The following is a 20,330-nucleotide window of genomic DNA, read 5'->3' on the forward strand; positions in this document are numbered from 1 at the left end:
AACGAAGGACGAATTCACTCATGATCGGCATGATCCTTGTCACTCACGGCAAGCTTGCGGAAACCTTTATCGATGCAATGGAACACGTCGTCGGCCCCCAGGAAGGGGTGGCGACGATCTGCATCGGTCCGAACGACGATATGGAACGGCGCCGCCAGGACATCGCCGATGCGATCAAGGCGGTCGACGTGGGCGAAGGCGCGATCATTCTGACCGATCTGTTCGGCGGGACGCCGTCCAACCTCGCGATTTCGCTGCTCGATACCGGGCGGATCGAAGTAATCGCCGGCATCAACTTGCCGATGCTGATCCGCCTCGCCGGGGCGCGCAAATCGATGAACGTGCTCGATGCGGTCCATGCCGCACAGACCGCCGGGCGCAACTACATCACCGTGGCGAGCGAATTCCTCGGCCATGACCTCGAAACCGCCAGGTCCGCGCCTTGAACGAATTGCGCCGCACGCTCACGATCGTCAATCAGCGCGGCCTGCACGCGCGGGCAAGCGCGGAGTTCGTCGGCGCCGTGGCGAAGCTGCCGGCGCAATGCAGCGTCAAGGTCGCCAAGGACGCCAATGTCGCCGAAGGGGGTTCGATCCTCGGTCTGATGATGCTGGGCGCCGCCAGAGGCGACACCGTCGAACTGATCGTTTCGGGCGAGAACAGCGAGGCGGTGATCGAGGAACTGGCCGCGATGATCGAGGATGGCTTCGGTGAAAGCTGATCCCGGCACGCACCCTCACGCCGCATGACCCGCCGCCACATCAGCGGCTTTTCCAATCCTGCGGTCAAGGCGCTGCGCAGCCTGCGGGACAAGAAGCACCGGCGGCGCGAGGGCTTGTTCCTCGCCGAGGGGTTGCGCCTGCTGACCGATGCCCGCCGATGCGGACATCTGCCGCGAACACTGGTCCTTTCGGATCGCCGGGATCCGCATCCGCTGCTGATTGAGCTGGAAAGCGCCGTCGATGCCGCGGGTGGCGACATCATCGAGACGACCCCGGAAATCCTCGCCAAGATCACCGGCAAGGACAATCCGCAGGCAGTCGCCGGCGCGTTCGCGGAACTGGACACCGCACTTGAAGCGGTTGACCGCACCACGGGCAAGTTATGGCTGGTGGCGCAGGATTTGCGCGATCCCGGCAATCTCGGCACGATGCTGCGCACGGCGGACGCTGTCGGCGCCGGCGGACTGATACTGATCGACGACTGCGCCGACCCCTTCTCCGCCGAGGCGGTGCGCGCAAGCATGGGCGCGATCTTTACCGTGCGGTTGGCGCAGGCCGGTTGGGCGGAGTTTCTGGACTGGCTGCGCCGCGGCGAGGGGCAATTGGTCGCCGCGTCGCTGCGCGATGCCCAGCCCTATCGCAACGCGCCTTATGCCGCGCCATGCTTCATCCTCGTCGGAAACGAATCGCAAGGGCTGCCGGCGGCGTATGAGAACGCCTGCGACTTAAGGGTGACGCTGCCGATGCGCGGACGGGCGGACAGCCTCAATGCCGCGGTGGCCGGGGCGGTCCTCGCCTACGAAGTCCTCGCCTCTGTGGAAGCGGGCGGAAACTGACGCGCCAGCGACCGTGTCGATCCGCGGCACAACGAACCTACACCCCATCCTCGACTTGCGTGCCCGGCTTTAAGGTCAGTCGTTGTCATGATCCCCGACCGCCGCCAGACGCGGGGGCTCAGGCAGGTCCGCCGCGGTATAGCGCGGGCTTGCCTCTACCATCGGCACTTCTTCGATCTCGCGCTTGCCGATCTCGATACCCTTGTCGTGCAAGCGCCGCCCGGCCGACAGGACGTTGCGCTCGAAGCTGCCGACGAACTTGTTGTAGTTGTTGACCGCGGTTTCCAGCCCGCCGCCGACGCGCTTCATGTGTTCTGCGGCGACTGCCAGCCGGTCGTAAAGCTCTGCCCCGGCCTTGCCGATCTCCACCGCCTCGCGGGCGATCGTGTCCTGCCGCCAGACCTGGGCCACCGTGCGCGCGATGGCGACTAGATTGGTAGGGGTAGCCAGCAAGACCTTGTTGCGAAACGCGAAGTCCCACAATTCAGGATCATGTTCGAGCGCGGCGGCGACGAAATGTTCGCCGGGCACGAACATCACCACATAGTCCGGCGCATCGTCGAACTGGCTCTGGTAGGATTTGGAGCCAAGCGTTTGCACGTGGTTGCGCATCGATTTGGCATGAAGATCGAGATGCCGCACGCGCTCGTCCTCGGCATCGGCCTCGAATGCAGCCTGATAGGCATTAAGCGAAACTTTGGCGTCTATCACCAGGCGCTTCTGCCCGGGCACGCGAACGATGGCATCGGGGCGCAGGCGGCCATCCTCGGTCTCGATCGATTGCTCGAGAATGAAATCGGTATGTTCCGATAGCCCGCATTGCTCGAGAACGTTCTGCAAGGCCCGTTCGCCCCACCGGCCCCGCGCCTTGGGCGCATTGGTGAGGCTGTTGCCGAGGCGCTGCGCCTCGCGGCGCACCTCTTCCTGCCCCAGGCGCATCTGTTCGATCTGCGCGGCGAGCGAGGAAAAGGCGTTGGTGCGTTTTTCCTCCAGGGCGGCGACCTGATCCTCGTAGCGTTTCAACCGCTCTCCCACGGGATGGAGCAGCTCGCGTATCTTCGCCTCACTGGTCTTTTCGGAATGCCCGAAACGCTCGGTCGCGCGGGCGAGGAAATCGTCCTGCGCCTTGGAGAGAACCGCGCTGCCGGTATTCTGGAACTCGCGCAGCAATTCCTCGCGCGCTTCCATCAGCAAGCGTTTCTGTTCGTCGAAATTTGCGGCCTTTTCTTTCAACGCGGCGAGTTCGGCCGCAAGAGCGGTGTTCGACGTGCGCAAGTCCGCGCTGGCCGTCTCGTGCCGGGCTCGCAGGTCTTCCATTTCTGCAGTCAAGGCATCGACGCGGCCGGCCCGTTCGCGGCTTGCCTCGAGATCGGCGAAAGCGCGGAGAAACTTCGCCTCGATCTCCTTCGCCTCGACGTCGCGGGCAGCGTGGCGGGCCTTCCAGTCGGCAACAGGCCTGCTGCCCAGCAGAAACCCGATGCCAAGGCCCATGATGACGGCGATCAAGACGAAGAGAAGCGCGGCAATGTCCATGACAGGAACATACTCGGAACACGGGACAAGGCAAAGCCCTGCGGCGAGCTATCCCCGGCAGTCTCGGTCTGGCAGGCTTGCGCCTCCCGGCCCGTCAGGCGGCTTCGCGCAGTTTTTGAAGCTTCTTCAGGACCATGTTGCGCTTCAGACGCGACAAATGGTCAATGAACAGGATCCCTTCCAAGTGGTCCATTTCGTGCTGGATGCACGTGGCCATGAGGCCGTCCATGACCTCTTCGTGCGTCTGTCCGTCGAGATCCTGATAGCGCACCCGGCAGGTCGCGGGGCGGTCGACATCGGCATAGATGTCCGGAACCGAGAGGCAGCCTTCCTGATAGGTTTCAAGCTCGTCCGACGGGTCGAGGATCACGGGATTGACGAAGACCCGCGGTTCCCGCTTGGTCGGATAATGCATGTGTTCGTGCCCGTCGTGATGGCACACCTCGCCTTCCGCTTCGGTATCCTCCGGCTGCAGGTCGATCACCAGGACCCGCTTGGGAACGCCGATCTGGATCGCGGCGAGGCCGATGCCGGGGGCATCGTACATCGTCTCGAACATGTCTTCGACGAGCGTCTTCAACTCGTCATCGAAGACGGTGACGGGTTCCGACACGACCTTCAGCCGGGGATCGGGAACTTCGAGAATCTCGCGAATAGCCATAGGCGGCGAGATAGGGCGGCGGCGCCCGGTTTTCAATCAGCTTTGCCTTTGCGCGCCGACCGGTCAAGCGACCGGGCGCCGGGCACGCAGGGCCTGCGCCAGCGTCCCCTCGTCCAAATAGTCGAGTTCGCCGCCCACCGGCAATCCATGAGCCAGCTGAGTGACCCGCACCGGGAAGGCTTCCAGCCGTTCGGCCAGATAATGCGCAGTCGTCTGCCCTTCGAGGGTCGCATTCATGGCCAGCACGACCTCGTCGATTTCACCTTGTTCCACCCGCGCCAGCAGGACGGCGATGGCGAGATCTTCGGGCCGGACCCCGTCCAGCGCCGACAGCCTGCCGCCCAGCACGTGATAGCGCCCGGTAAACAGGCGAGCCCGGTCGAGCGCCCAGAGATCCGCCACATCCTCCACCACGCACAATGCCTTGGGATCGCGGCGCGGATCGGCGCAGATGCCGCACGGGTTTCGGGTATCGACATTGCCGCAGGCTTCGCATTCGACCAGTGCCTCCCCCACGGTCGCCAGCGCCTCGAGCAGGGCCGGCAACGCGCTTTCGCGGCGCTTGACCAACCACAGGACGGCGCGGCGCGCGCTGCGCGGCCCCAGTCCGGGAAGCCGGGCGAGCGCGGCGGCCAGCGTCTCGATCTCTTGCGATGCCATGAGCCGCCAGATAGGGCGCGCGGCGCAATCACGAAAGGCTTGGGCGTACGGTCATGCGCGTTATCTTCATGGGAACGCCCGATTTCGCGGTGCCGACCTTGCAGGCCCTGGTAGACGCTGCACACGAAATCGTGTGCGTCTATACCCAGCCCCCCCGCCCCGGCGGGCGCCGAGGCCGCGATCTGACGCCGACGCCGGTGCACGAACTGGCCGGGCGGCTGGGCATCGAGGTGCGCCACCCCGCCACTCTGCGATCCGCCGACGAGCAGGCGCGTTTCGCCGCGCTTGGTGCCGATGTCGCGATCGTTGCCGCTTATGGACTGATCCTGCCGCAGCCTGTCCTCGATGCGCCGGTACATGGATGCCTCAATGTCCACGCCTCGCTCCTGCCGCGCTGGCGCGGGGCGGCGCCTATCCACCGGGCGATCATGGCCGGGGACGAGGTGACCGGGGTGACGATCATGCAGATGGAAGCCGGGCTCGATACCGGTCCGATGCTTGCAACGGTGCGAACTCCGGTGGCGGACAAGACCACCGGTGAACTGACAGCCGACCTGGCCGAACTGGGCGCGCAGCTGATGGTCGGCACGCTGATCGATCTTGGCGCGCTTCATGCGGTCCGGCAGGACGATGCACAGGCGACCTATGCGGCCAAGATCGACAAGGGCGAGGCACGGATCGACTGGTCCCGGGAAGCGGAAGAGATCGAGCGGCAGGTGCGTGCCCTCGCCCCGTTCCCCGGCGCATGGTTCGAGATGGACGGACAGCGGATCAAGCTGCTGAGGGCCGAACTGGCCAGCCAAAAGCACCGCACGGACGCCCCTCCCGGTATGGTCGTCGACGATCAGCTGACGATCGCCTGCGGGGCTGGCGATGCGATCCGCCCGATCATGCTTCAGCGAGCGGGCAAGCCGGCAATGGACCTTGCGACCTTCCTGCGCGGGAATCCGGTGGCAGCGGGATCGGTTCTCGCCTGATCGACCCGTGCACCGGCTCGACTTTGCCCAGTTCCTGCCGCTAGGGCGCTGACAGCCCCATGACCCGCTTTGCCCTCACCCTGGAATTCGACGGTTCGCCGTTCTTCGGACTGCAACGCCAGCCGCACGGGCCGAGCGTCCAGCAGGCGGTGGAAGAAGCGGCGACGCTGGTTACCGGCGAGACCGTGACCCTCGCCAGTGCGGGGCGGACCGACACAGGGGTCCATGCGCTGGCAATGCGCAGCCATCTCGATATCGAGAAGGACATCACCCCCTTCCGCCTGATGGAGGCGCTGAATGCCCGCCTCCGCCCGGCACCGATCGCGGTGACCGCGTGCGAAGTCGTGCCGGATGACTGGCACGCCCGGTTTTCGTGCAGCGGGCGGCGCTATGTCTATCGCATCGTCAACCGCCGCGCCCCGCTTACGCTGGACCTTCGCCGCGCATGGCTGGTTCCGCAGCCGCTCGACGCAGAGGCAATGCATTTCGCAGGGCAGGCGCTGGTCGGGCGGCATGATTTCACGACCTTTCGTTCCGCGCATTGCCAATCGGCAAGTCCGGTCAAGACACTCGACCACCTGTCGGTCGAGCGCGACGGGCAGGAACTGCGCATCCACGCCGCGGCGCGCAGCTTCCTCCATCATCAGGTGCGCAGCATGGTCGGTTGCCTCGCCCTTGTGGGAATGGGGCGCTGGCGAGTGGAGCAGATGGGCGAGGCGCTGGCGGCACGAAACCGACAGGCGCTGGGCCTGAATGCCCCGCCGCACGGGCTCTATTTCGCCGAGGCGGTCTATACTGTACCCGGCCGCGAACCAAGGTCGACCGCCCACCATGCGAGCGGCATTCGATCCAACACCCCATGAGCCGCATGGCGGACAACAGGAGAGAACGATGAGCACGACCGGCAAACAGCTTTTCACCACCCTTTCGCGGGACGGCAGATTGACGCTGGAACTGGCGGACGTGACGCTTCCGGACCCGACCGGCAACCAGGTGCTGGTGCGGATGGAAGCGGCGCCGATCAATCCGTCCGACCTGGCGATCCTCACCAGTGCGGCCGATTTCGAGAATGCGGAATACGCGCCCGGCAAGGTCGTGGCGCAGATGCCCGAGCCGTTCAATTCCGGCCAGAAGGCCCGCCACGATCAGCGCCTGCCGGCCGGCAACGAGGGGGCTGGAACGGTCATCGCCACCGGGGATGGCGATATGGCGAAGGCGTTGATGGGCCAGCGGGTGGCATGCGTGCCGGGCAATGCGTTCAGCCAGTACGCAATCGCCGACGCGGCGATGTGCCTGCCCCTGGGCGATCACAGCAGCGAAACCGGAGCCAGCAGCTTCGTAAACCCGATGACGGCGCTCGGATTTGTCGAGAATGCGCGGATCGACGGGCAGAAGGCGATCCTCCACACGGTCGGCGCGTCGAACCTTGGCCAGATGCTCAATCGCATTTGCCTCGAAGACGGGCTGACGCTGGTGAACATCGTGCGCAAGCAGGATCAGGCGGCGCTGCTGCGCGAACAGGGGGCGACCCATGTGGTCGATTCTTCGGCAGAGGACTTTACCGGAAGCCTCAGCGAAGCCATCGCGCAAACCGGTGCGTTCTACGGCTTCGATCCGATCGGCGGAGGCCGCATGGTCGACACCTGCTTCAAGGCGATGGAACAGGTCGCCGCCGCACAATTGCCCGCGTATTCGCGCTATGGCTCGAACCAGCTCAAACGCATGTTCATCTATGGAAGGCTCGACATGGGGCCGACCATCCTGAGCCCGTCCTACGGCTTTGGCTGGACGCTTTCGGGATGGCTGTTGACGCCGTTCCTCCAGAACGCAGGGATGGAAACGGTGTTGCGGATGCGCCAGCGGGTGGTCGACAATCTTACGACCACCTTTGCCAGCAGCTACAAGACCAAGGTCGACCTTGAAGGGATGCTGACCCGTGAGGCGATCCTCGACTACCGGCAAATGAAGACAGGCGAGAAGTACCTCGTACTGCCGCACGGGTAGACAGGTTCACCCCTCGTCGAAGGCGCGCTGAATCGCGGCAGGCTCGGTCAGGCCGTTGGCGAGGCACACCTGCAGCAGGATGCGCGCCTTCTGCGGGTTGAGCGCGCGCGCCGCGACGAAGCCGTCGGCCGCGTCGCTTTCTTCGCGGTCGACCAGACCCTCCTCGGTGCGACTGGCGCGAACGACCGGCACGCCCCGCGCGGCGAGGTCCGCAAGGGCCCGGCGCACATCGAGGGGCATGTTGCCCTCGCCCACCCCTGCAATCACGAGGCCGCGGATGTCCTGCCCCCGCTGCGCGATGACGTCCCCTGCGCGCAGGTCGGCATGGGCATAGGCGATGGCGACCCGGGGCAGATCGTCGCTCCAGGCAAACAGCTGTCCGCCACCGCGCCAGGGCGCGCCGAACCACTGGAGCGAGGCGGGGGTCACCAGCCCTACCGATTCGCGCGGAAAGCCGCGGAACGCCTCCGCCCCGCGGGTCCTCACCTTGCGCACATCGCGGGCGGCGAAGACGCGGTCCCCCATCACCGCCAGCACACCCCGCCCCGCCGCCGCGGGATCGCCGGCGACGCGCACGGCATTGGCGAAATTGCGCAGCCCGTCATAGCCAACGGCGTCCGCCGGTCGCATGGCGCCCACCACCACCACGGGTTTCACCACCGGAAGGGTCAGGTCCAGCAAAAACGCCGTTTCCTCGAGCGTGTCGGTCCCGTGGGTCACGATGACGCCATCGCAGTCATCGTCCGCCAGGGCGTCGATGCATGCAGGATGGAGCCGGTTCCAGACCGCCGGGCCCATGTCGGCCGAATCGATGTTGGCGATCTGCCGCCCCGACAGGCTGGCCGACAGACCGAGGCCGCCGACCTGTTCGAGGTAGGCGTCGATACCGATCTCGCCCGATCGGTACTCGACCCCGATCGCCGAACCCGCGATCCCGGCGATCGTCCCACCGGTGGCGAGGACGCGAATGTTGGCGGCGCACATGCCGCGCCGGTTAGCGGCAATTGCTTTTCGGGTCACGCCCGCTATGAGCAGGGCGGTCGTGGGCGCTTAGCTCAGTTGGTAGAGCATCTCGTTTACACCGAGAGGGTCGGCGGTTCGAGCCCGTCAGCGCCCACCATGGCCAAACCTGCCCGCCCTCAACGCCTGCTGCTGCCGTCATTCCTGCAGGGGTATGGCTTCCTCGATGGCGTCCCGCACATCCTCGCGGGACCAGTCGAGATCGCCGCGCACCCGCCAAACCTCCAGCCCCTGCGCATCATAGAGAACGGTCGTCGGCAGCGATCCTTCGCCCAGCGTCGTGCTCAACCCAGCCTCGGGGTCGATCCACGGCTCGAGATAGCGCAGTTCACGCTCGGCAAAGAAGGCCGCGACCTTTTCCGGGGCGCCGAGGTCCTGGCTCGCCGTGATGACATGCACCTGCTCGTCATAATCTGCCGCCACCTGGTCGAGCAGCGGCATTTCCTTGACGCAGGGCGCGCACCAGGTGGCCCACAGATTGAGCAGCACCGGCGTCCCCTGCAGCGCCCCGAGGTTGAGCACGCGGCCCGCCGGATCGCGCAGATTGGCGGCCGGCATCAGTTCGCCCGCGCGGCTGCGATCGATCGTCCCGGCAGCCACCGCCACCGAGGCCGCGGGGGTTTCTTGCGCCTTGTCCGCCGCGCCCCTATCGCACGCGCCTACGGCAAGGCCCAGCGCGAGGACGATGGTGAACGACAAGCGGGACATGGCTTCATCCAATGCGATGTGGGGCGGCAGGTTCGCGCACGGCCCTAGCGCGATCATGCGCGAAATCAACGCCTCGATCCCGTTCGACAAGGCCCTCTGGCGGCAGGACATCATGGCGTCGAAAGCGCATGTCGCCATGCTGGGTGCGAAGGGGATCGTCACGTCCGAAGACGCTGCGCTTATCGCCGCCGGGCTCGACCGGGTCGCGGCTGAATTCGAGGCGGACGGCGTGCCCGAGGACTGGGCGCTCGAAGACATTCACATGACGGTCGAGCATCGGCTGGCCGAACTGATTGGCCCCGTGGCCGGCCGCCTCCACACCGCGCGCAGCCGCAACGATCAGGTGGCGACGGATTTTCGCCTGTGGGTCCGCGATGCGATCGACGATGCGGACCGGGGGCTGATGGCTTTACAGACGGCACTGGTCACCCGGGCCGGCGAACATGCCGACAGCATCATGCCCGGATTTACCCACCTCCAGACCGCGCAGCCGGTGACGCTCGGCCACCACCTGATGGCTTATTACGAGATGTGCGACCGCGATCGCAGCCGGTTCGCCGCGGCCCGCGCGCGGCTCGACGAATGCCCCCTCGGGTCCGCCGCACTGGCCGGCACCGGCTTCCCGATCGACCGCGATGCCACGGCGAGGGCGCTAGGCTTCGCGCGGCCGACCGCGAACAGCCTCGATGCGGTATCCGACCGGGACTTCGCGCTCGACTATCTTGCCGCAGCCAGCCAGTGCGCCCTGCATCTGTCTCGCCTGGCGGAAGAACTGATCCTGTGGGCCAGCCAGCCATTCGGCTTCATCGCGCTGCCCGATGCCCTGTCGACCGGCAGTTCGATCATGCCGCAAAAGAAAAACCCCGATGCCGCCGAACTGGTCCGCGGCCATGCCGGCCGGATCGTGGGCTGCCAGATGGCGCTGACGATGACGATGAAGGGGCTGCCGCTGGCGTATTCGAAGGACATGCAGGACGACAAACCGCCGGTGTTCGAGGCGGCCGGGTTGCTGGCGCTGTCCCTCGCCGCGATGGCCGGGATGATCGATGGCGCCCGGTTCGACACCGGGCGCATGCGGCAGGCGGCCGAGATGGGCCATGCGACCGCGACCGATCTGGCCGACTGGCTGGTGAGCGAGGCGGGCCTTCCGTTTCGCGAGGCGCATCACATCACCGGACAGGCGGTGCGCCGCGCCGAGGAGCAGGGAGTCGCGCTCGACCAGCTTACCCTCGCCACGCTGCAGGAAATCGATCCGCGCATCAATGAGCGAGTGTTTGCCGCCCTGTCGGTCGATGCGTCGGTCGCCGCGCGCGACTGCTATGGCGGAACTGCGCCGCGACAGGTAAGGGACCGCGTTGCCGAAGCCCGGACCAAGCTGGAAATCGAGCCATGAGAACGAGCATCATTGCCATCCTTGCCCTTGTGCTGGCCGCGTGCGGGCAGAAGGCCGAACTCGAGCCGGTGCCGCCTCAAACCCTGCCGCCCGCCCCCTATGGCGCACAGACGCCGCCGCAGGGCGATCAGCTCCTCGAACTAGATCCACTGGCCGCGCCCGAACGTTCGGTCGAACTGCGGACCCGATCAGAAGAGCGCGAGGACGATCCGTTCGATCTGCCTCCGGAATAGCCGGCCGTATCCGGCGGCAGCGCCGCCCAGTTCCAAAGGCGAGCAATGAACCATTTCGAATTGCGGGGCGGGATCTTGCACGCCGAAGACGTCCCCCTGCCAGAGATCGCCGATGCGGTCGGCACGCCAGTCTACGTCTATTCGCGGGCGACGCTGATGCGACATGCGCGGATTTTCCGCGACGCGCTGGCACCGCTGGGTAATCCGTGGCTGGCCTTCGCGGTAAAGGCCAATCCCAATCTGGCGGTCTTGAGAGTGCTGGCACGTGAGGGATACGGCGCCGATGTCGTCTCCGCCGGAGAGCTCGATCGCGCGATCGCCGCGGGCATGGAGCCGGGGACCATCGTCTTTTCGGGCGTGGGCAAGACCGGTGCCGAACTTGCCCACGGCCTGAAATCCGGGATCGGCCAGTTCAATGTCGAGAGCGAGGAAGAGGGTTTCGAACTGGCGGCGATCGCCGCCCGCATGGACCGCAAGGCCGACTGTGCGCTGAGGGTGAACCCCGACGTCGATGCCGGCACGCACGAGAAGATTTCGACCGGTAAGAAAGACAGCAAGTTCGGCGTGTCCATCGGCGATGCGGCTTCGGTCTACCACCGACTGGAACGCGAGGCCGGCCTCGCCATACGCGGAATTGCAGTCCACATCGGCAGCCAGCTTGCCAGTCTCGCCCCGCTCGAACGGGCGTTTGAAAAAGTCGGCAGGCTGATTGCCGAACTGCGCGCGGCAGGCTCGTGCATAAGCCACGTGGATCTGGGCGGCGGACTGGGCGTGCCTTACAAGGCGGGCGATAGCTATCCGGACCCCTCGGATTACGCCGCGATGGTGATGCGAGTGACGCACGGCTGGGGCGTCCGGCTGATGTTCGAGCCGGGCCGGGTCATTGCCGGCAACGCCGGGGTTCTGCTGTCGCGCGTGATCCGCGTGAAGCGCGGTGCGCAGCGGCCGTTCGTCGTGATGGATGCGGCGATGAACGACCTTGCCCGTCCGGCGATGTACGGCGCGTGGCACGATATCGATGCGGTCGCGCCCGATGGCGCAACGATGACCGCGCACATCGTCGGGCCGATCTGCGAGACGGGCGATACGTTCGCGACCGACCGTACCTGCGACCGGCTGGAGGCCGGCGACCTCGCCGTCTTCCGCACTGCCGGGGCCTACGGCGCGACGATGGCCAGTTCGTACAACTCGCGCGGTTTCGTCCCCGAGGTGCTGGTCGATGGAGATCGCTTCGCAGTCGTTGCCGACCGGATAGCGCCCGCCGCGATCATGCAGGCAGAACGAGTGCCCGACTGGCTCACCTGAACATCCGGCGGGACGCCCCCCGCCTAACCGACTTCCCGCAGCGGCTTCTGGCTGCGAATGCCGATTTCGGAGAAATAGCGGGCCATCTGGTCGGTCGCATGGTCGGAAAGGGCGATATTGACCCGCCGGCGATCGGCCGGGTCGGCCACCCGCAACAGCAGACCGGCATCGACCAACTGGGCAATCCAGCGCAGCGCGGTCGTCGCCGGGACAGCCGCGGCGATGCACAGCGACGTCACGCTCACCTGGCGTCGTTCGGCGCGGGCGGCGGCGAGGTCCAGCAGGATGTCCCACGCCGGATCGGCGAACAGCTGGTTATCGAAGAACTTGGCCCGCGCCTGTCGTTGGCGGATGATGGTGCGAATGCTCGCGGCATCGGGCAGCGGCGGAGCGATCGGCGTGGGCGCCGTCTGTTCCTGGCCGCCCCAGTTCGCCAGCGGGCCGTCGGCCCGGGCACTGCCGGCGCCGCCCGCAGACGGGCCCAGCCTTTCGAGCCGCTGGGCGATGCTGCCGACCTGTTCGGCGAGCCGCAGCAGCATCAAGCGATCGTCTTCGGCCAGTTCGCGCACCCGCAAGGACGGCACCTGCGCCAGCACCCGGCCAAGCGCGACGATCCGTTCCGCCCGGCTGGGGTCGACCAGGATCTGCGCCCCGCTGTGCGAAACGCACCCGAACACCGTATCGAGTGCGTCCAATGTGGTCGAGACGACCAGCTGCGCCCCTGATTGCCCCACCCGGGCATCGAGCCGCGACAAGGTCGCCATGGCTGCTGCGTCTGCCCGGCCGCAATCGACCAGCACCAGATCGCCCAGCGAGGCGATCTCGCCATCGGCATACTCGACCAGCGAGGAGCAATTGCGCAGCCGGAACCCCGCCTCCAGCGCATCGTCGCGCATCTCGTCACGAAAGACGGCGCGATCGGCCAGAATGGTGACCGCCAGCTGGCAGCCGGCGCCATCCACTGTCGGCCCGTAGGAAAAATCAGCCTGCATCGATTCGCACCTTGTTTGATAAGAACAGGATGAGAACAAACACCTACATCGTCAACCTCTCAGGGGCGGATTTCGATCGCTGTCCCATCCGGGATCATTCGCCATAACAAGGCGATCTCGGCATTGGTCATGGCGATGCAGCCATCGGTCCAGTCGCGGCTCATCCGGCGCCCGTCGGCAAGGCCGTTGGGCTGGCCGTGCAGGAAGATGGCCCCGCCCGGCGATCGCCCGGCCCGCGCCGCCGCCGCCCGGTCCCGGGCATCGGGATAGGAGATATGGAGGCTCAGGTAATACGCGCTGCGCGGATTGCCGAAATCGATCGTATAGCGCCCTTCCGGCGTCCGCTCGTCGCCCTCGAACGCCTTGTGACCCTGCGGGCTGGCGCCGAACTGCAGGTCGCCGAGGGAGTGGATGACGACGCCTCCGCGATAAAGCCACAGGCGGCGCTCCGATTTGTCGACGAGGACGAAGTCTGCCAGCCCCGCCCCATCACCCGCGGCGGCGGGCGCGGCGAGCGGCAGCATGGCAGGCAGAAGCAGCAATCGGCGAAGCATGCATGAAAGGCTAGCTACCCCGCCGGCCAAATCAATCCATGAAGGGATCACGCATCAGGATCGTGTCTTCGCGCTCGGGACTGGTGGAGACCAGTGCAACCGGCGTTTCGATCAACTCTTGAACCCGCTGGATATACTTTACCGCATTGGCCGGAAGATCCGCAAAGCTGCGCGCGCCCGCGGTCGACCCGCTCCAGCCTTCCAGCGTTTCGTAGACCGGTTCCACTGCCTGCTGATCCGCCGAATGGGCGGGCAGATAATCCAGGTCCCGGCCGCGCAGGCGATACCCGGTGCAGATGCGTACCTCTTCGAGCCCGTCGAGCACGTCGATCTTGGTAAGCGCGATTCCGGTCACTCCGCTGACGGCGCAGGTCTGCCGTACAAGAACCGCGTCGAACCAGCCGACCCGCCGCTTGCGCCCGGTCACGGTGCCGAACTCGTGCCCCCGTTCGCCAAGGCGTTGTCCGATCTCGTCCTCAAGCTCGGTCGGGAACGGTCCGCTGCCGACCCGGGTGGTATAGGCCTTGACGATGCCAAGAACATAGCCGGTGGCCCCCGGGCCCAGCCCGCTGCCTACCGCGGCCGTGCCGCTCACCGTATTGGAGCTGGTGACGAAGGGGTAGGTGCCGTGGTCGATATCGAGCAGCACTCCTTGCGCGCCTTCGAACAGGATCTTGGCCCCGTCCTTGCGTACCTGGTGCAATCTTTTCCACACCGGCTGCGCGAACTGGAGGACAAAGGGTGCGATTTCGCGCAATTCGTCCAGCAGGGCTCTGCGGTTTACCGGCGGTTGATCGAAGCCTGCCCGCAGCGCATCGTGATGGGCGCAAAGCCGGTCGAGCTGGGCATCGAGATCGTCGAGATGCGCCAGATCGCATACCCGAATCGCGCGGCGCCCGACCTTGTCCTCGTAAGCCGGGCCGATCCCGCGTCCGGTGGTGCCGATCTTGCCCTTGCCCGCCGCGGTTTCGCGCAAGGCATCGAGATCGCGGTGGATCGGGAGGATCAGCGCGCAGGTGTCGGCAATCGCGAAGTTATCAGGCGTGATTGTCACCCCCTGGCCTTCGAGCTTCTCGACCTCGGCCTTCAAATGCCAGGGGTCGAGCACCACCCCGTTGCCGACGATACTCAACGTGCCGGTGACGATGCCCGAGGGCAGCAGGCTGAGCTTGTAGGTCTTGTCGCCCACTACCAGCGTATGCCCCGCATTGTGCCCGCCCTGAAAGCGCACCACAGCATCGGCGCGGCTTGCCAGCCAGTCGACGATCTTGCCCTTGCCTTCATCGCCCCACTGGGCGCCGATCACGGTCACATTGGCCATCGGGAACGCGCTCGCTTCATCTTGCCGGTTGTACAAACGCTGGCGCGGTTAGGCCCCCGCCGGGCACAGGGCAAGGAGGTTGGCCGGAAACTTCGCGGCGATCCGTCGATTAGGGGGACACAGGAGAACGTATGGCAGAACAACCGGTGCTTGACCTCAACGACGACCGCCAGATCCCGCAGCTGGGCTTCGGAACGTGGAAGATACCCGACGACAGCGCCGCCGACGCCGTGCGGACTGCGATCGATGTCGGCTACTGGCTGATCGATACGGCGGCGATCTACCAGAACGAACGCGGCGTCGGCGAAGGCATCGGCGACTGGGCCGACGTCTTTCTCCAGACCAAGATCTGGAACGACAGCCAGGGTTATGAGCGGACCCGCAAGGCAGCGCAGCACTGCCTCGACCGGCTGGGCACCGATTATGTCGACATGCTGCTGATCCACTGGCCCTGCCCGGACAAGGACCAGTATGTCGACACGTGGAAGGCGTTGATCGAGCTTCGCGAAGAAGGCAAAGCCCATTCCATCGGCGTCTCGAACTTCGGCGAGGAAGAGTTGCGGCGGCTGATCGATGCGACCGGGGTTGTCCCCGCGCTCAACCAGATCGAGCTTCACCCCGGCTTTCAGCAGCGGGACTTGCGCCGGATCCACGAGGAACTGGAGATCGTGACGCAAAGCTGGTCGCCCCTTGGCCAGGGCGGCGGAATGGCCGATCCCGCGGTGCAGGCCGTGGCCGCAGAGACGGGTGTGCCGGCCTCGGCGGTGATACTGCGGTGGCATATCCAGCATGGCCTATGCCCCATTCCCAAGGCATCGAGCCGCACGCACATGGAAGACAATTTCCGTGCGCTGTTCTTCACCCTCAGTGATGATCAGATGGAACGGATCGATGCGCTGGACCGCGAGGACGGGCGGATCGGACCGGACCCGCGCAATTTCTCCTAGCGTTCGTCGCGAACCTGCTTCTCGCGCCGTTCCAGTGCGGCGCGCTGCCACGGCCAGCACCCTTCGATCTCCGTTTCGAGCGAGAAGCTGAGGAAGGTGCGGATCAGGACTATCCCGGCCAGCAGCGCGACGCTCTCATAGGTCAGCGGGGAGGTGATCGTCGCGATGATATCGGCGCCGACAAGCAGTTCCAGCCCAAGAAGAATGCCTCGGCCGAGGTTGGACCGGAACCGGGTATAGGCCTCCCGCCAATCGCCCGAGCGGCTCCCGTCGCGCAGATACAGCAGGCAGGCGAGGAGGATGCCGCCGATGATCGTCGCCGCACCGAACAGTTCGAGCGCCTTGGCGATGGTTTCGAACGCGGCATGGGCCTGGTCGATGGGCATGGGCTGCTAACGGCAGGCGGCCTCGCGGCGTTCCCGCATATCGGTCAGACGGGCGCCGGTACACCGTCTTCGAGGCGGTGGGTGCAGCCGAGGGTGGCGGCATCCTCGTTCCCGGTGATCGCGGCAATGGTGCGCCAGCCGTCTTCGCGCAGGCGGGCCGCCGCTCGGCGATCATGCCCGAAAGGCAGAAAGATGTTGCGGCGGGGTTCGGTATGCGAAGAGCCCAGGGTATCCAGCAGAGGTTCGAGGTAAAGCGAAAAGCCGGTCGCCGCCTCGTCGCTGCCCTTTATGCGATAGGTGCCGCCCCGCCCCAGCGAACCGCGCGCGCCGGCGGCGTGAAGCGTGAATCCGAACCAGCTCTGGTACTCGAAGCCATGCCGCTCGGTCGGATCGAGAGTCAGCCTGACGTGACCAGGAAGTGCCGCGGCAATACGGCGCAAGCCCTCGATCCGCGAGGCGAGCACTCCTCCGGCGTCTACCGCTTCCAGCCGGGCGACGGCTTTCGGAAAGGGGCCGGCGGCGTAGAGCAGCGGGAGGTAGGCCTCGCCCCCGGCGGCGACCAGCCCCCCGGCATCCTTCGTGTCGAGTTCGCGCCTGACGGCATCGCGGGTATCGTCCGCCAGCGGCAGTGCCTGTTCTGCCAGGGTGTCGACCAGGTCGGGCAGCGTGAAATCGACCGACAGGCCTGCCAGCCCCGCCGCCTCGAGTGCCTCCACGGCAAGGGTTACCGCCTCGATCGCCGCGGCCACGCTGTCGCTGCCGATAAGCTCCGCGCCCACCTGCAGGCGCTGGCGCGCGGGGTCGAGCGGATCGGCCTTCAGCGTCGCCACTTCGCCTGCGTAACACAGCCGCAAGGGCCGCGGGGCGGAGGCGAGGCCGGTGGCCGCGATGCGTCCGATCTGCACCGTCATGTCGCTGCGCAAGACCAGCGTGCGCAGGCTTTCAGGGTCGGTGAAGCGCACCATGCGGCGGGTGGCGACGCCCTTCATTCGCCCGGCGAGCGATTGTTCGAACTCGACCAGCGGCGGGCGCACCCGGTCATAGCCGTGCGCATCCATCGCACCGAGCACCTGCCGCATCGCGCGGCTGATCGCCGCCGCCCGCCGGGGCAGGGCGTCCTCGAGCCCCACGGGAAGGAGATCATGCTGCACCGTCATCGCGGCTTTCCCATCAGAAGCGCAGCGGCATGACCGTCTTCACCCCGGTCAGGGCGCAGGCTTGCTTGACGACCGCTGGCGGGATGGGCTGGTCGACGCTCAACAGCACCACCGCATCGCCCCCCGTTTCGCGCCGGCCGAGGTGGAAGGTTCCGATATTGATGCCGTTCTCACCCAACAGCGAGCCGATCCGGCCGATAAAGCCGGGCGCGTCCTCGTTGACGATATAGAGCATGTCCCCCGCCAGTTCGGCCTCGATCCGGACGCCGAAGATTTCCACCAGCCGCGGCGCACCCGATCCGAACAGCGTTCCGGCGACCGAGCGATCACCGCTTTCGGTGCCGACCGTGACCCGCAGGAGGGTGTTGTACACGCCCTCGCGCTCGTGCCGGATCGAGCGCACGTCCAGCCCGCGCTCCTTCGCCAGATAGGGAGCGTTGACCATGTTCACGGTGTCCGAATACTGGCGCATCAGGCCGGCGAGGACCGCCCCCTCGATCGGCTTGCCCGAAAGCTCCGCCGCCGCGCCCTCGCGCTCGATGCTGATCCGGTCGAGATTGCCGTGGGCGAGTTGCCCCACGAGGCTGCCGAGGTTTTCGGCCAGTCCCATGTACGGTCGCAGCTTCGGTGCCTCCTCTGCCGACAGGCTGGGCATGTTAAGCGCATTGGTGACCCCGCCGGTGACGAGATATTCCGCCATCTGTTCGGCGACTTGCAGGGCCACGTTGACCTGCGCTTCGGTCGTGCTGGCGCCAAGGTGCGGGGTGCAGATGAAGCCCGGCTTGCCGAACAGCGGGCTGGCAGTCGCGGGCTCGCTCTGGAACACGTCGAGCGCCGCGCCGGCCACCTGTCCGCTGTCGAGCGCATCGGCGAGCGCAGCCTCGTCGATCAGCCCGCCGCGCGCACAATTGACGATCCTTACCCCCGGCTTGGTCCGAGACAGGTTTTCGCGGCTGAGAATATTGCGCGTCTCGTCGGTCAGCGGGGTGTGCAGCGTGATGAAGTCCGCCCGTTCGAGCAGGGCGGGCAGGTCGACCTTTTCCACACCCAGTTCGACCGCCCGCTCAGGGGTAAGAAACGGATCGTAGGCGATTACTTTCAAGCGCAGGCCCTGTGCCCGGCTGGCGACGATCGAGCCGATGTTGCCGGCGCCGATCAGGCCCAGCGTCTTGCCGGTAACCTCGACCCCCATGAAATCGTTCTTGGGCCATTCGCCCGCCTGGGTCCGCCGGTCGGCCTGGGGGATCTGGCGGGCAAGCGCCATGATCATCGCGATCGCATGTTCCGCCGTGGTGATCGAATTGCCGAACGGCGTATTCATCACCACCACACCGCGGCTGCTGGCGTAAGGAATGTCGACATTGTCGACCCCGATGCCCGCGCGGCCCACGACCTTCAGCTTCGTCGCCGCGTCGAGAATGTCGCTCGTCACCTTGGTGGCGGACCGGATGGCGAGCCCGTCATATTCCCCGATGATTGCCTTGAGTTCCTCCGCAGACAGGCCGGGCTTGACGTCGACCTCGCACCCACGCTCCTCGAAGATGCGGGCGGCGTTGGGGTCCATCTTGTCGCTGATGAGGACCTTGGGTTTGCCGGTCATCGAACCATCTCCGCCTTGATTTGTTCGTATGCCCATTCGATCCACGGAAGAAGGCGTTTCAAATCCTCCTGTTCCACCGTGCCGCCGCACCATACCCTCAGGCTTGGCGGTGCATCGCGGTAGCCGCCGAAGTCATAGGCGACGTCCCGTTCCTCGAGCAGCTTGACGATCTTTTTGGCCACGTCCGGCTGCTGCTCGGTCGACAGGCTGTCGTACCATTCGCCCTGGAAGACGAAGCAGACGCCGGTGTTGGTTCGGAGGGCCGGATCGCGGACCATGTTGCGCAGCCACGAGGTCGCCTCGATCCAGTCGGTCACAATCTTGGCATTGGCGTCCGCGCGTTCGAACATCGCCTGCCGCCCGCCCATCGCCTTGGCCCACTCCAGGGCGTCGATGTAATCCTCGGTCGCCAGCATCGACGGCGTGTTGATGGTGGAACCCTCGAAGATCGACCGGTCGAGCTTGCCGCCTTTCTTGATCCGGAACAGCTTGGGGAGGGGCCACGCAGGGTCGTAGCTTTCGATCCGCTCAACCGCCCGTGGCGAAAGGATCAGCATCCCGTGCTGGGCTTCGCTGCCCATGACCTTCTGCCAGCTGTAGGTCGTGGCATCGAGCCTGGCCCAGTCCATCTCCATGGCGAAGATCGCGCTGGTGGCATCGTTGATGGCAAGGCCGCTGCGCCCCTCGGCCAGAAAGTTCGCGTCAGGCACCCGCGCCCCGCTGGTCGTGCCGTTCCAGGTGAAGACGACGTCGTTATCCTGCGGGATGCTCGCCAGATCGGGGATTTCGCCGTAATCCGCATCGAGCACGGTCAGCTTGGGCAGCTTCAGCTGCTTGGCGGCGTCCTGGATCCAGACATTGCCGAAGCTTTCCCACGCCGCCACCGTTACCGGGCGGGCCGGATCAAGCAGGGTCCACATCGCGCATTCGAGCGCGCCGGTATCCGAGCCAGGCATGATGCCGACGAGATAATCGTCCGGAACACCAAGAAGCTCGCGCGACAGGTCGATGGCGTATTTCACCCGCGCCTTGCCCACGGTGCTGCGATGCGAGCGTCCGAGCGATTCGGTCTTGAGGTTGGCGGCGGACCAGCCCTTGTGCTTGGCCGTGGGTCCGGACGAGAAGAACGGCCGCTCAGGCTTGAGCGTCGGCATGTCGGTCATGTATTCTCTCCTTGCAGAGAGCGCGCGCGGCGTTGGGACCGCGTGGCCCGTTGCCGGCACTACCCCGGCGGGCGGAACAGTCAAACGAAACTGAAAGATTGGCTCGCTCCGGCGTGCCCGCCCCCTCGCCAAACCTGCAGGGCGCCTCTATGCCGCCC

General features: G+C 66.0%; 22 protein-coding genes and 1 tRNA gene. 11 read left to right on the plus strand and 12 right to left on the minus strand.

Features of this window, described 5'->3' with window-relative positions; all coding sequences use genetic code 11:
* Positions 1-20 precede the first annotated feature (20 nt).
* From ACHFFA_RS05770 to ACHFFA_RS05780, 3 genes are read left to right on the plus strand one after another with little or no spacing between them, the layout of a single operon-like run.
* Positions 21-446 carry a PTS sugar transporter subunit IIA gene (locus ACHFFA_RS05770; protein WP_394269891.1) on the plus strand — a complete coding sequence of 142 codons (426 nt, stop codon included), beginning with the start codon at positions 21-23 and terminating at the stop codon, positions 444-446.
* Positions 443-721: an HPr family phosphocarrier protein gene (locus ACHFFA_RS05775; protein WP_394269892.1), complete on the plus strand. Its 279-nt coding sequence runs from the start codon at positions 443-445 to the stop codon at positions 719-721. Before ACHFFA_RS05770 ends, ACHFFA_RS05775 begins: the two co-directional genes overlap by 4 nt.
* Positions 722-745: 24 nt before the next feature.
* Positions 746-1,558, plus strand: a complete 813-nt coding sequence (locus ACHFFA_RS05780) for a TrmH family RNA methyltransferase (protein WP_394269893.1) — start codon at positions 746-748, stop codon at positions 1,556-1,558.
* Between the two features lie 75 nt (positions 1,559-1,633).
* Here the strand turns inward: ACHFFA_RS05780 and ACHFFA_RS05785 are convergent, their stop codons facing one another.
* The 3 genes from ACHFFA_RS05785 to recR all read right to left on the minus strand — a co-directional run bounded on the left by ACHFFA_RS05785 (position 1,634) and on the right by recR (position 4,412).
* Positions 1,634-3,091, minus strand: a complete 1,458-nt coding sequence (locus tag ACHFFA_RS05785; RefSeq protein WP_394269894.1) for a DNA recombination protein RmuC — start codon at positions 3,089-3,091, stop codon at positions 1,634-1,636.
* Positions 3,092-3,185: 94 nt separating this feature from the next.
* Entirely contained in the window at positions 3,186-3,752 is a 567-nt protein-coding gene (locus ACHFFA_RS05790; protein WP_394269895.1) for a peptide deformylase, read from the minus strand.
* A 63-nt stretch (positions 3,753-3,815) separates the two neighbouring features.
* On the minus strand, positions 3,816-4,412 hold the full coding sequence (gene recR / locus ACHFFA_RS05795; RefSeq protein ID WP_394269896.1) for a recombination mediator RecR: 597 nt from the start codon (positions 4,410-4,412) through the stop codon (positions 3,816-3,818).
* Positions 4,413-4,465: 53 nt separating this feature from the next.
* Here recR and fmt point away from each other — a divergent pair, with 53 nt between their 5' ends.
* From fmt to ACHFFA_RS05810, 3 genes are read left to right on the plus strand one after another with little or no spacing between them, the layout of a single operon-like run.
* On the plus strand, positions 4,466-5,389 hold the full coding sequence (gene fmt / locus ACHFFA_RS05800; RefSeq protein ID WP_394269897.1) for a methionyl-tRNA formyltransferase: 924 nt from the start codon (positions 4,466-4,468) through the stop codon (positions 5,387-5,389).
* Positions 5,390-5,448: 59 nt separating this feature from the next.
* A complete protein-coding gene (gene truA, locus ACHFFA_RS05805; protein ID WP_394269898.1) occupies positions 5,449-6,252 on the plus strand; it encodes a tRNA pseudouridine(38-40) synthase TruA in 804 nt (267 codons plus the stop codon).
* A gap of 28 nt (positions 6,253-6,280) precedes the next feature.
* Positions 6,281-7,393 (plus strand): zinc-binding dehydrogenase, encoded by a 1,113-nt coding sequence (locus ACHFFA_RS05810; RefSeq protein ID WP_394269899.1) that lies wholly within the window; start codon positions 6,281-6,283, stop codon positions 7,391-7,393.
* Between the two features lie 6 nt (positions 7,394-7,399).
* On the opposite strand, the gene ACHFFA_RS05815 is transcribed toward ACHFFA_RS05810, so the two are convergent.
* Positions 7,400-8,377, minus strand: coding sequence for an asparaginase (locus ACHFFA_RS05815; RefSeq protein WP_394269900.1), 978 nt, complete (start codon positions 8,375-8,377; stop codon positions 7,400-7,402).
* 60 nt (positions 8,378-8,437) lie between these two features.
* Between ACHFFA_RS05815 and ACHFFA_RS05820 the strand changes: the two genes are divergently transcribed.
* Positions 8,438-8,513, plus strand: a tRNA-Val gene (locus ACHFFA_RS05820).
* Between the two features lie 38 nt (positions 8,514-8,551).
* Here ACHFFA_RS05820 and ACHFFA_RS05825 read toward each other — a convergent pair.
* Positions 8,552-9,121, minus strand: coding sequence for a TlpA family protein disulfide reductase (locus ACHFFA_RS05825; RefSeq protein ID WP_394269901.1), 570 nt, complete (start codon positions 9,119-9,121; stop codon positions 8,552-8,554).
* Between the two features lie 16 nt (positions 9,122-9,137).
* Between ACHFFA_RS05825 and argH the strand changes: the two genes are divergently transcribed.
* The 3 genes from argH to lysA are packed head-to-tail and all read left to right on the plus strand — an operon-like array spanning position 9,138 to position 12,052.
* Positions 9,138-10,514, plus strand: a complete 1,377-nt coding sequence (gene argH / locus ACHFFA_RS05830) for an argininosuccinate lyase (RefSeq protein ID WP_394269923.1) — start codon at positions 9,138-9,140, stop codon at positions 10,512-10,514.
* The gene (locus tag ACHFFA_RS05835) at positions 10,511-10,747 is read left to right on the plus strand and encodes a hypothetical protein (RefSeq protein ID WP_394269902.1); all 237 of its coding nucleotides are present in this window, start codon (positions 10,511-10,513) and stop codon (positions 10,745-10,747) included. Before argH ends, ACHFFA_RS05835 begins: the two co-directional genes overlap by 4 nt.
* Positions 10,748-10,792: 45 nt before the next feature.
* Positions 10,793-12,052: a diaminopimelate decarboxylase gene (gene lysA / locus ACHFFA_RS05840; RefSeq protein ID WP_394269903.1), complete on the plus strand. Its 1,260-nt coding sequence runs from the start codon at positions 10,793-10,795 to the stop codon at positions 12,050-12,052.
* A 23-nt stretch (positions 12,053-12,075) separates the two neighbouring features.
* On the opposite strand, the gene ACHFFA_RS05845 is transcribed toward lysA, so the two are convergent.
* The 3 genes from ACHFFA_RS05845 to ACHFFA_RS05855 are packed head-to-tail and all read right to left on the minus strand — an operon-like array spanning position 12,076 to position 14,919.
* Complete coding sequence (locus ACHFFA_RS05845; protein ID WP_394269904.1) at positions 12,076-13,044, minus strand: MarR family transcriptional regulator; 969 nt, start codon at positions 13,042-13,044, stop codon at positions 12,076-12,078.
* Positions 13,045-13,103: 59 nt separating this feature from the next.
* Complete coding sequence (locus ACHFFA_RS05850) at positions 13,104-13,598, minus strand: murein L,D-transpeptidase family protein (protein ID WP_394269905.1); 495 nt, start codon at positions 13,596-13,598, stop codon at positions 13,104-13,106.
* Between the two features lie 31 nt (positions 13,599-13,629).
* Positions 13,630-14,919 carry an adenylosuccinate synthase gene (locus ACHFFA_RS05855; protein WP_394269906.1) on the minus strand — a complete coding sequence of 430 codons (1,290 nt, stop codon included), beginning with the start codon at positions 14,917-14,919 and terminating at the stop codon, positions 13,630-13,632.
* A gap of 131 nt (positions 14,920-15,050) precedes the next feature.
* On the opposite strand from ACHFFA_RS05855, the gene ACHFFA_RS05860 reads away from it, so the two are divergent.
* A complete protein-coding gene (locus ACHFFA_RS05860) occupies positions 15,051-15,866 on the plus strand; it encodes an aldo/keto reductase (protein ID WP_394269907.1) in 816 nt (271 codons plus the stop codon).
* Here ACHFFA_RS05860 and ACHFFA_RS05865 read toward each other — a convergent pair.
* From ACHFFA_RS05865 to ACHFFA_RS05880, 4 genes are read right to left on the minus strand one after another with little or no spacing between them, the layout of a single operon-like run.
* Positions 15,863-16,252: a DUF1622 domain-containing protein gene (locus ACHFFA_RS05865; protein ID WP_394269908.1), complete on the minus strand. Its 390-nt coding sequence runs from the start codon at positions 16,250-16,252 to the stop codon at positions 15,863-15,865. The two genes, ACHFFA_RS05860 and ACHFFA_RS05865, sit on opposite strands and share 4 nt — an antisense overlap.
* 44 nt (positions 16,253-16,296) lie before the next feature.
* Positions 16,297-17,409 carry an ATP phosphoribosyltransferase regulatory subunit gene (locus ACHFFA_RS05870; protein WP_394269909.1) on the minus strand — a complete coding sequence of 371 codons (1,113 nt, stop codon included), beginning with the start codon at positions 17,407-17,409 and terminating at the stop codon, positions 16,297-16,299.
* Between the two features lie 13 nt (positions 17,410-17,422).
* Positions 17,423-19,009 carry a phosphoglycerate dehydrogenase gene (gene serA, locus ACHFFA_RS05875; protein WP_394269910.1) on the minus strand — a complete coding sequence of 529 codons (1,587 nt, stop codon included), beginning with the start codon at positions 19,007-19,009 and terminating at the stop codon, positions 17,423-17,425.
* Complete coding sequence (locus ACHFFA_RS05880; protein WP_394269911.1) at positions 19,006-20,172, minus strand: phosphoserine transaminase; 1,167 nt, start codon at positions 20,170-20,172, stop codon at positions 19,006-19,008. The genes serA and ACHFFA_RS05880 overlap by 4 nt, the downstream gene beginning before the upstream one ends.
* Positions 20,173-20,330 lie beyond the last annotated feature (158 nt).

The organism is Qipengyuania sp. (assembly GCF_043423005.1).
In the GTDB taxonomy this organism is placed as follows: Bacteria; Pseudomonadota; Alphaproteobacteria; order Sphingomonadales; family Sphingomonadaceae; genus Qipengyuania.

Bases quoted from the DNA above. Each gene is read 5' to 3' on its own strand.
- truA (WP_394269898.1), top strand. From the start codon at position 5,449: ATGACCCGCTTTGCCCTCACCCTGGAATTCGACGGTTCGCCGTTCTTC.
- ACHFFA_RS05865 (WP_394269908.1), bottom strand. From the start codon at position 16,252: ATGCCCATCGACCAGGCCCATGCCGCGTTCGAAACCATCGCCAAGGCG.
- ACHFFA_RS05870 (WP_394269909.1), bottom strand. From the start codon at position 17,409: ATGACGGTGCAGCATGATCTCCTTCCCGTGGGGCTCGAGGACGCCCTG.
- ACHFFA_RS05855 (WP_394269906.1), bottom strand. From the start codon at position 14,919: ATGGCCAATGTGACCGTGATCGGCGCCCAGTGGGGCGATGAAGGCAAG.
- recR (WP_394269896.1), bottom strand. From the start codon at position 4,412: ATGGCATCGCAAGAGATCGAGACGCTGGCCGCCGCGCTCGCCCGGCTT.
- ACHFFA_RS05770 (WP_394269891.1), top strand. From the start codon at position 21: ATGATCGGCATGATCCTTGTCACTCACGGCAAGCTTGCGGAAACCTTT.
- ACHFFA_RS05850 (WP_394269905.1), bottom strand. From the start codon at position 13,598: ATGCTTCGCCGATTGCTGCTTCTGCCTGCCATGCTGCCGCTCGCCGCG.
- serA (WP_394269910.1), bottom strand. From the start codon at position 19,009: ATGACCGGCAAACCCAAGGTCCTCATCAGCGACAAGATGGACCCCAAC.
- ACHFFA_RS05810 (WP_394269899.1), top strand. From the start codon at position 6,281: ATGAGCACGACCGGCAAACAGCTTTTCACCACCCTTTCGCGGGACGGC.
- ACHFFA_RS05835 (WP_394269902.1), top strand. From the start codon at position 10,511: ATGAGAACGAGCATCATTGCCATCCTTGCCCTTGTGCTGGCCGCGTGC.
- ACHFFA_RS05790 (WP_394269895.1), bottom strand. From the start codon at position 3,752: ATGGCTATTCGCGAGATTCTCGAAGTTCCCGATCCCCGGCTGAAGGTC.
- ACHFFA_RS05860 (WP_394269907.1), top strand. From the start codon at position 15,051: ATGGCAGAACAACCGGTGCTTGACCTCAACGACGACCGCCAGATCCCG.
- fmt (WP_394269897.1), top strand. From the start codon at position 4,466: ATGCGCGTTATCTTCATGGGAACGCCCGATTTCGCGGTGCCGACCTTG.
- ACHFFA_RS05815 (WP_394269900.1), bottom strand. From the start codon at position 8,377: ATGTGCGCCGCCAACATTCGCGTCCTCGCCACCGGTGGGACGATCGCC.
- lysA (WP_394269903.1), top strand. From the start codon at position 10,793: ATGAACCATTTCGAATTGCGGGGCGGGATCTTGCACGCCGAAGACGTC.
- ACHFFA_RS05785 (WP_394269894.1), bottom strand. From the start codon at position 3,091: ATGGACATTGCCGCGCTTCTCTTCGTCTTGATCGCCGTCATCATGGGC.
- ACHFFA_RS05845 (WP_394269904.1), bottom strand. From the start codon at position 13,044: ATGCAGGCTGATTTTTCCTACGGGCCGACAGTGGATGGCGCCGGCTGC.
- ACHFFA_RS05880 (WP_394269911.1), bottom strand. From the start codon at position 20,172: ATGACCGACATGCCGACGCTCAAGCCTGAGCGGCCGTTCTTCTCGTCC.
- ACHFFA_RS05825 (WP_394269901.1), bottom strand. From the start codon at position 9,121: ATGTCCCGCTTGTCGTTCACCATCGTCCTCGCGCTGGGCCTTGCCGTA.
- argH (WP_394269923.1), top strand. From the start codon at position 9,138: ATGTGGGGCGGCAGGTTCGCGCACGGCCCTAGCGCGATCATGCGCGAA.
- ACHFFA_RS05780 (WP_394269893.1), top strand. From the start codon at position 746: ATGACCCGCCGCCACATCAGCGGCTTTTCCAATCCTGCGGTCAAGGCG.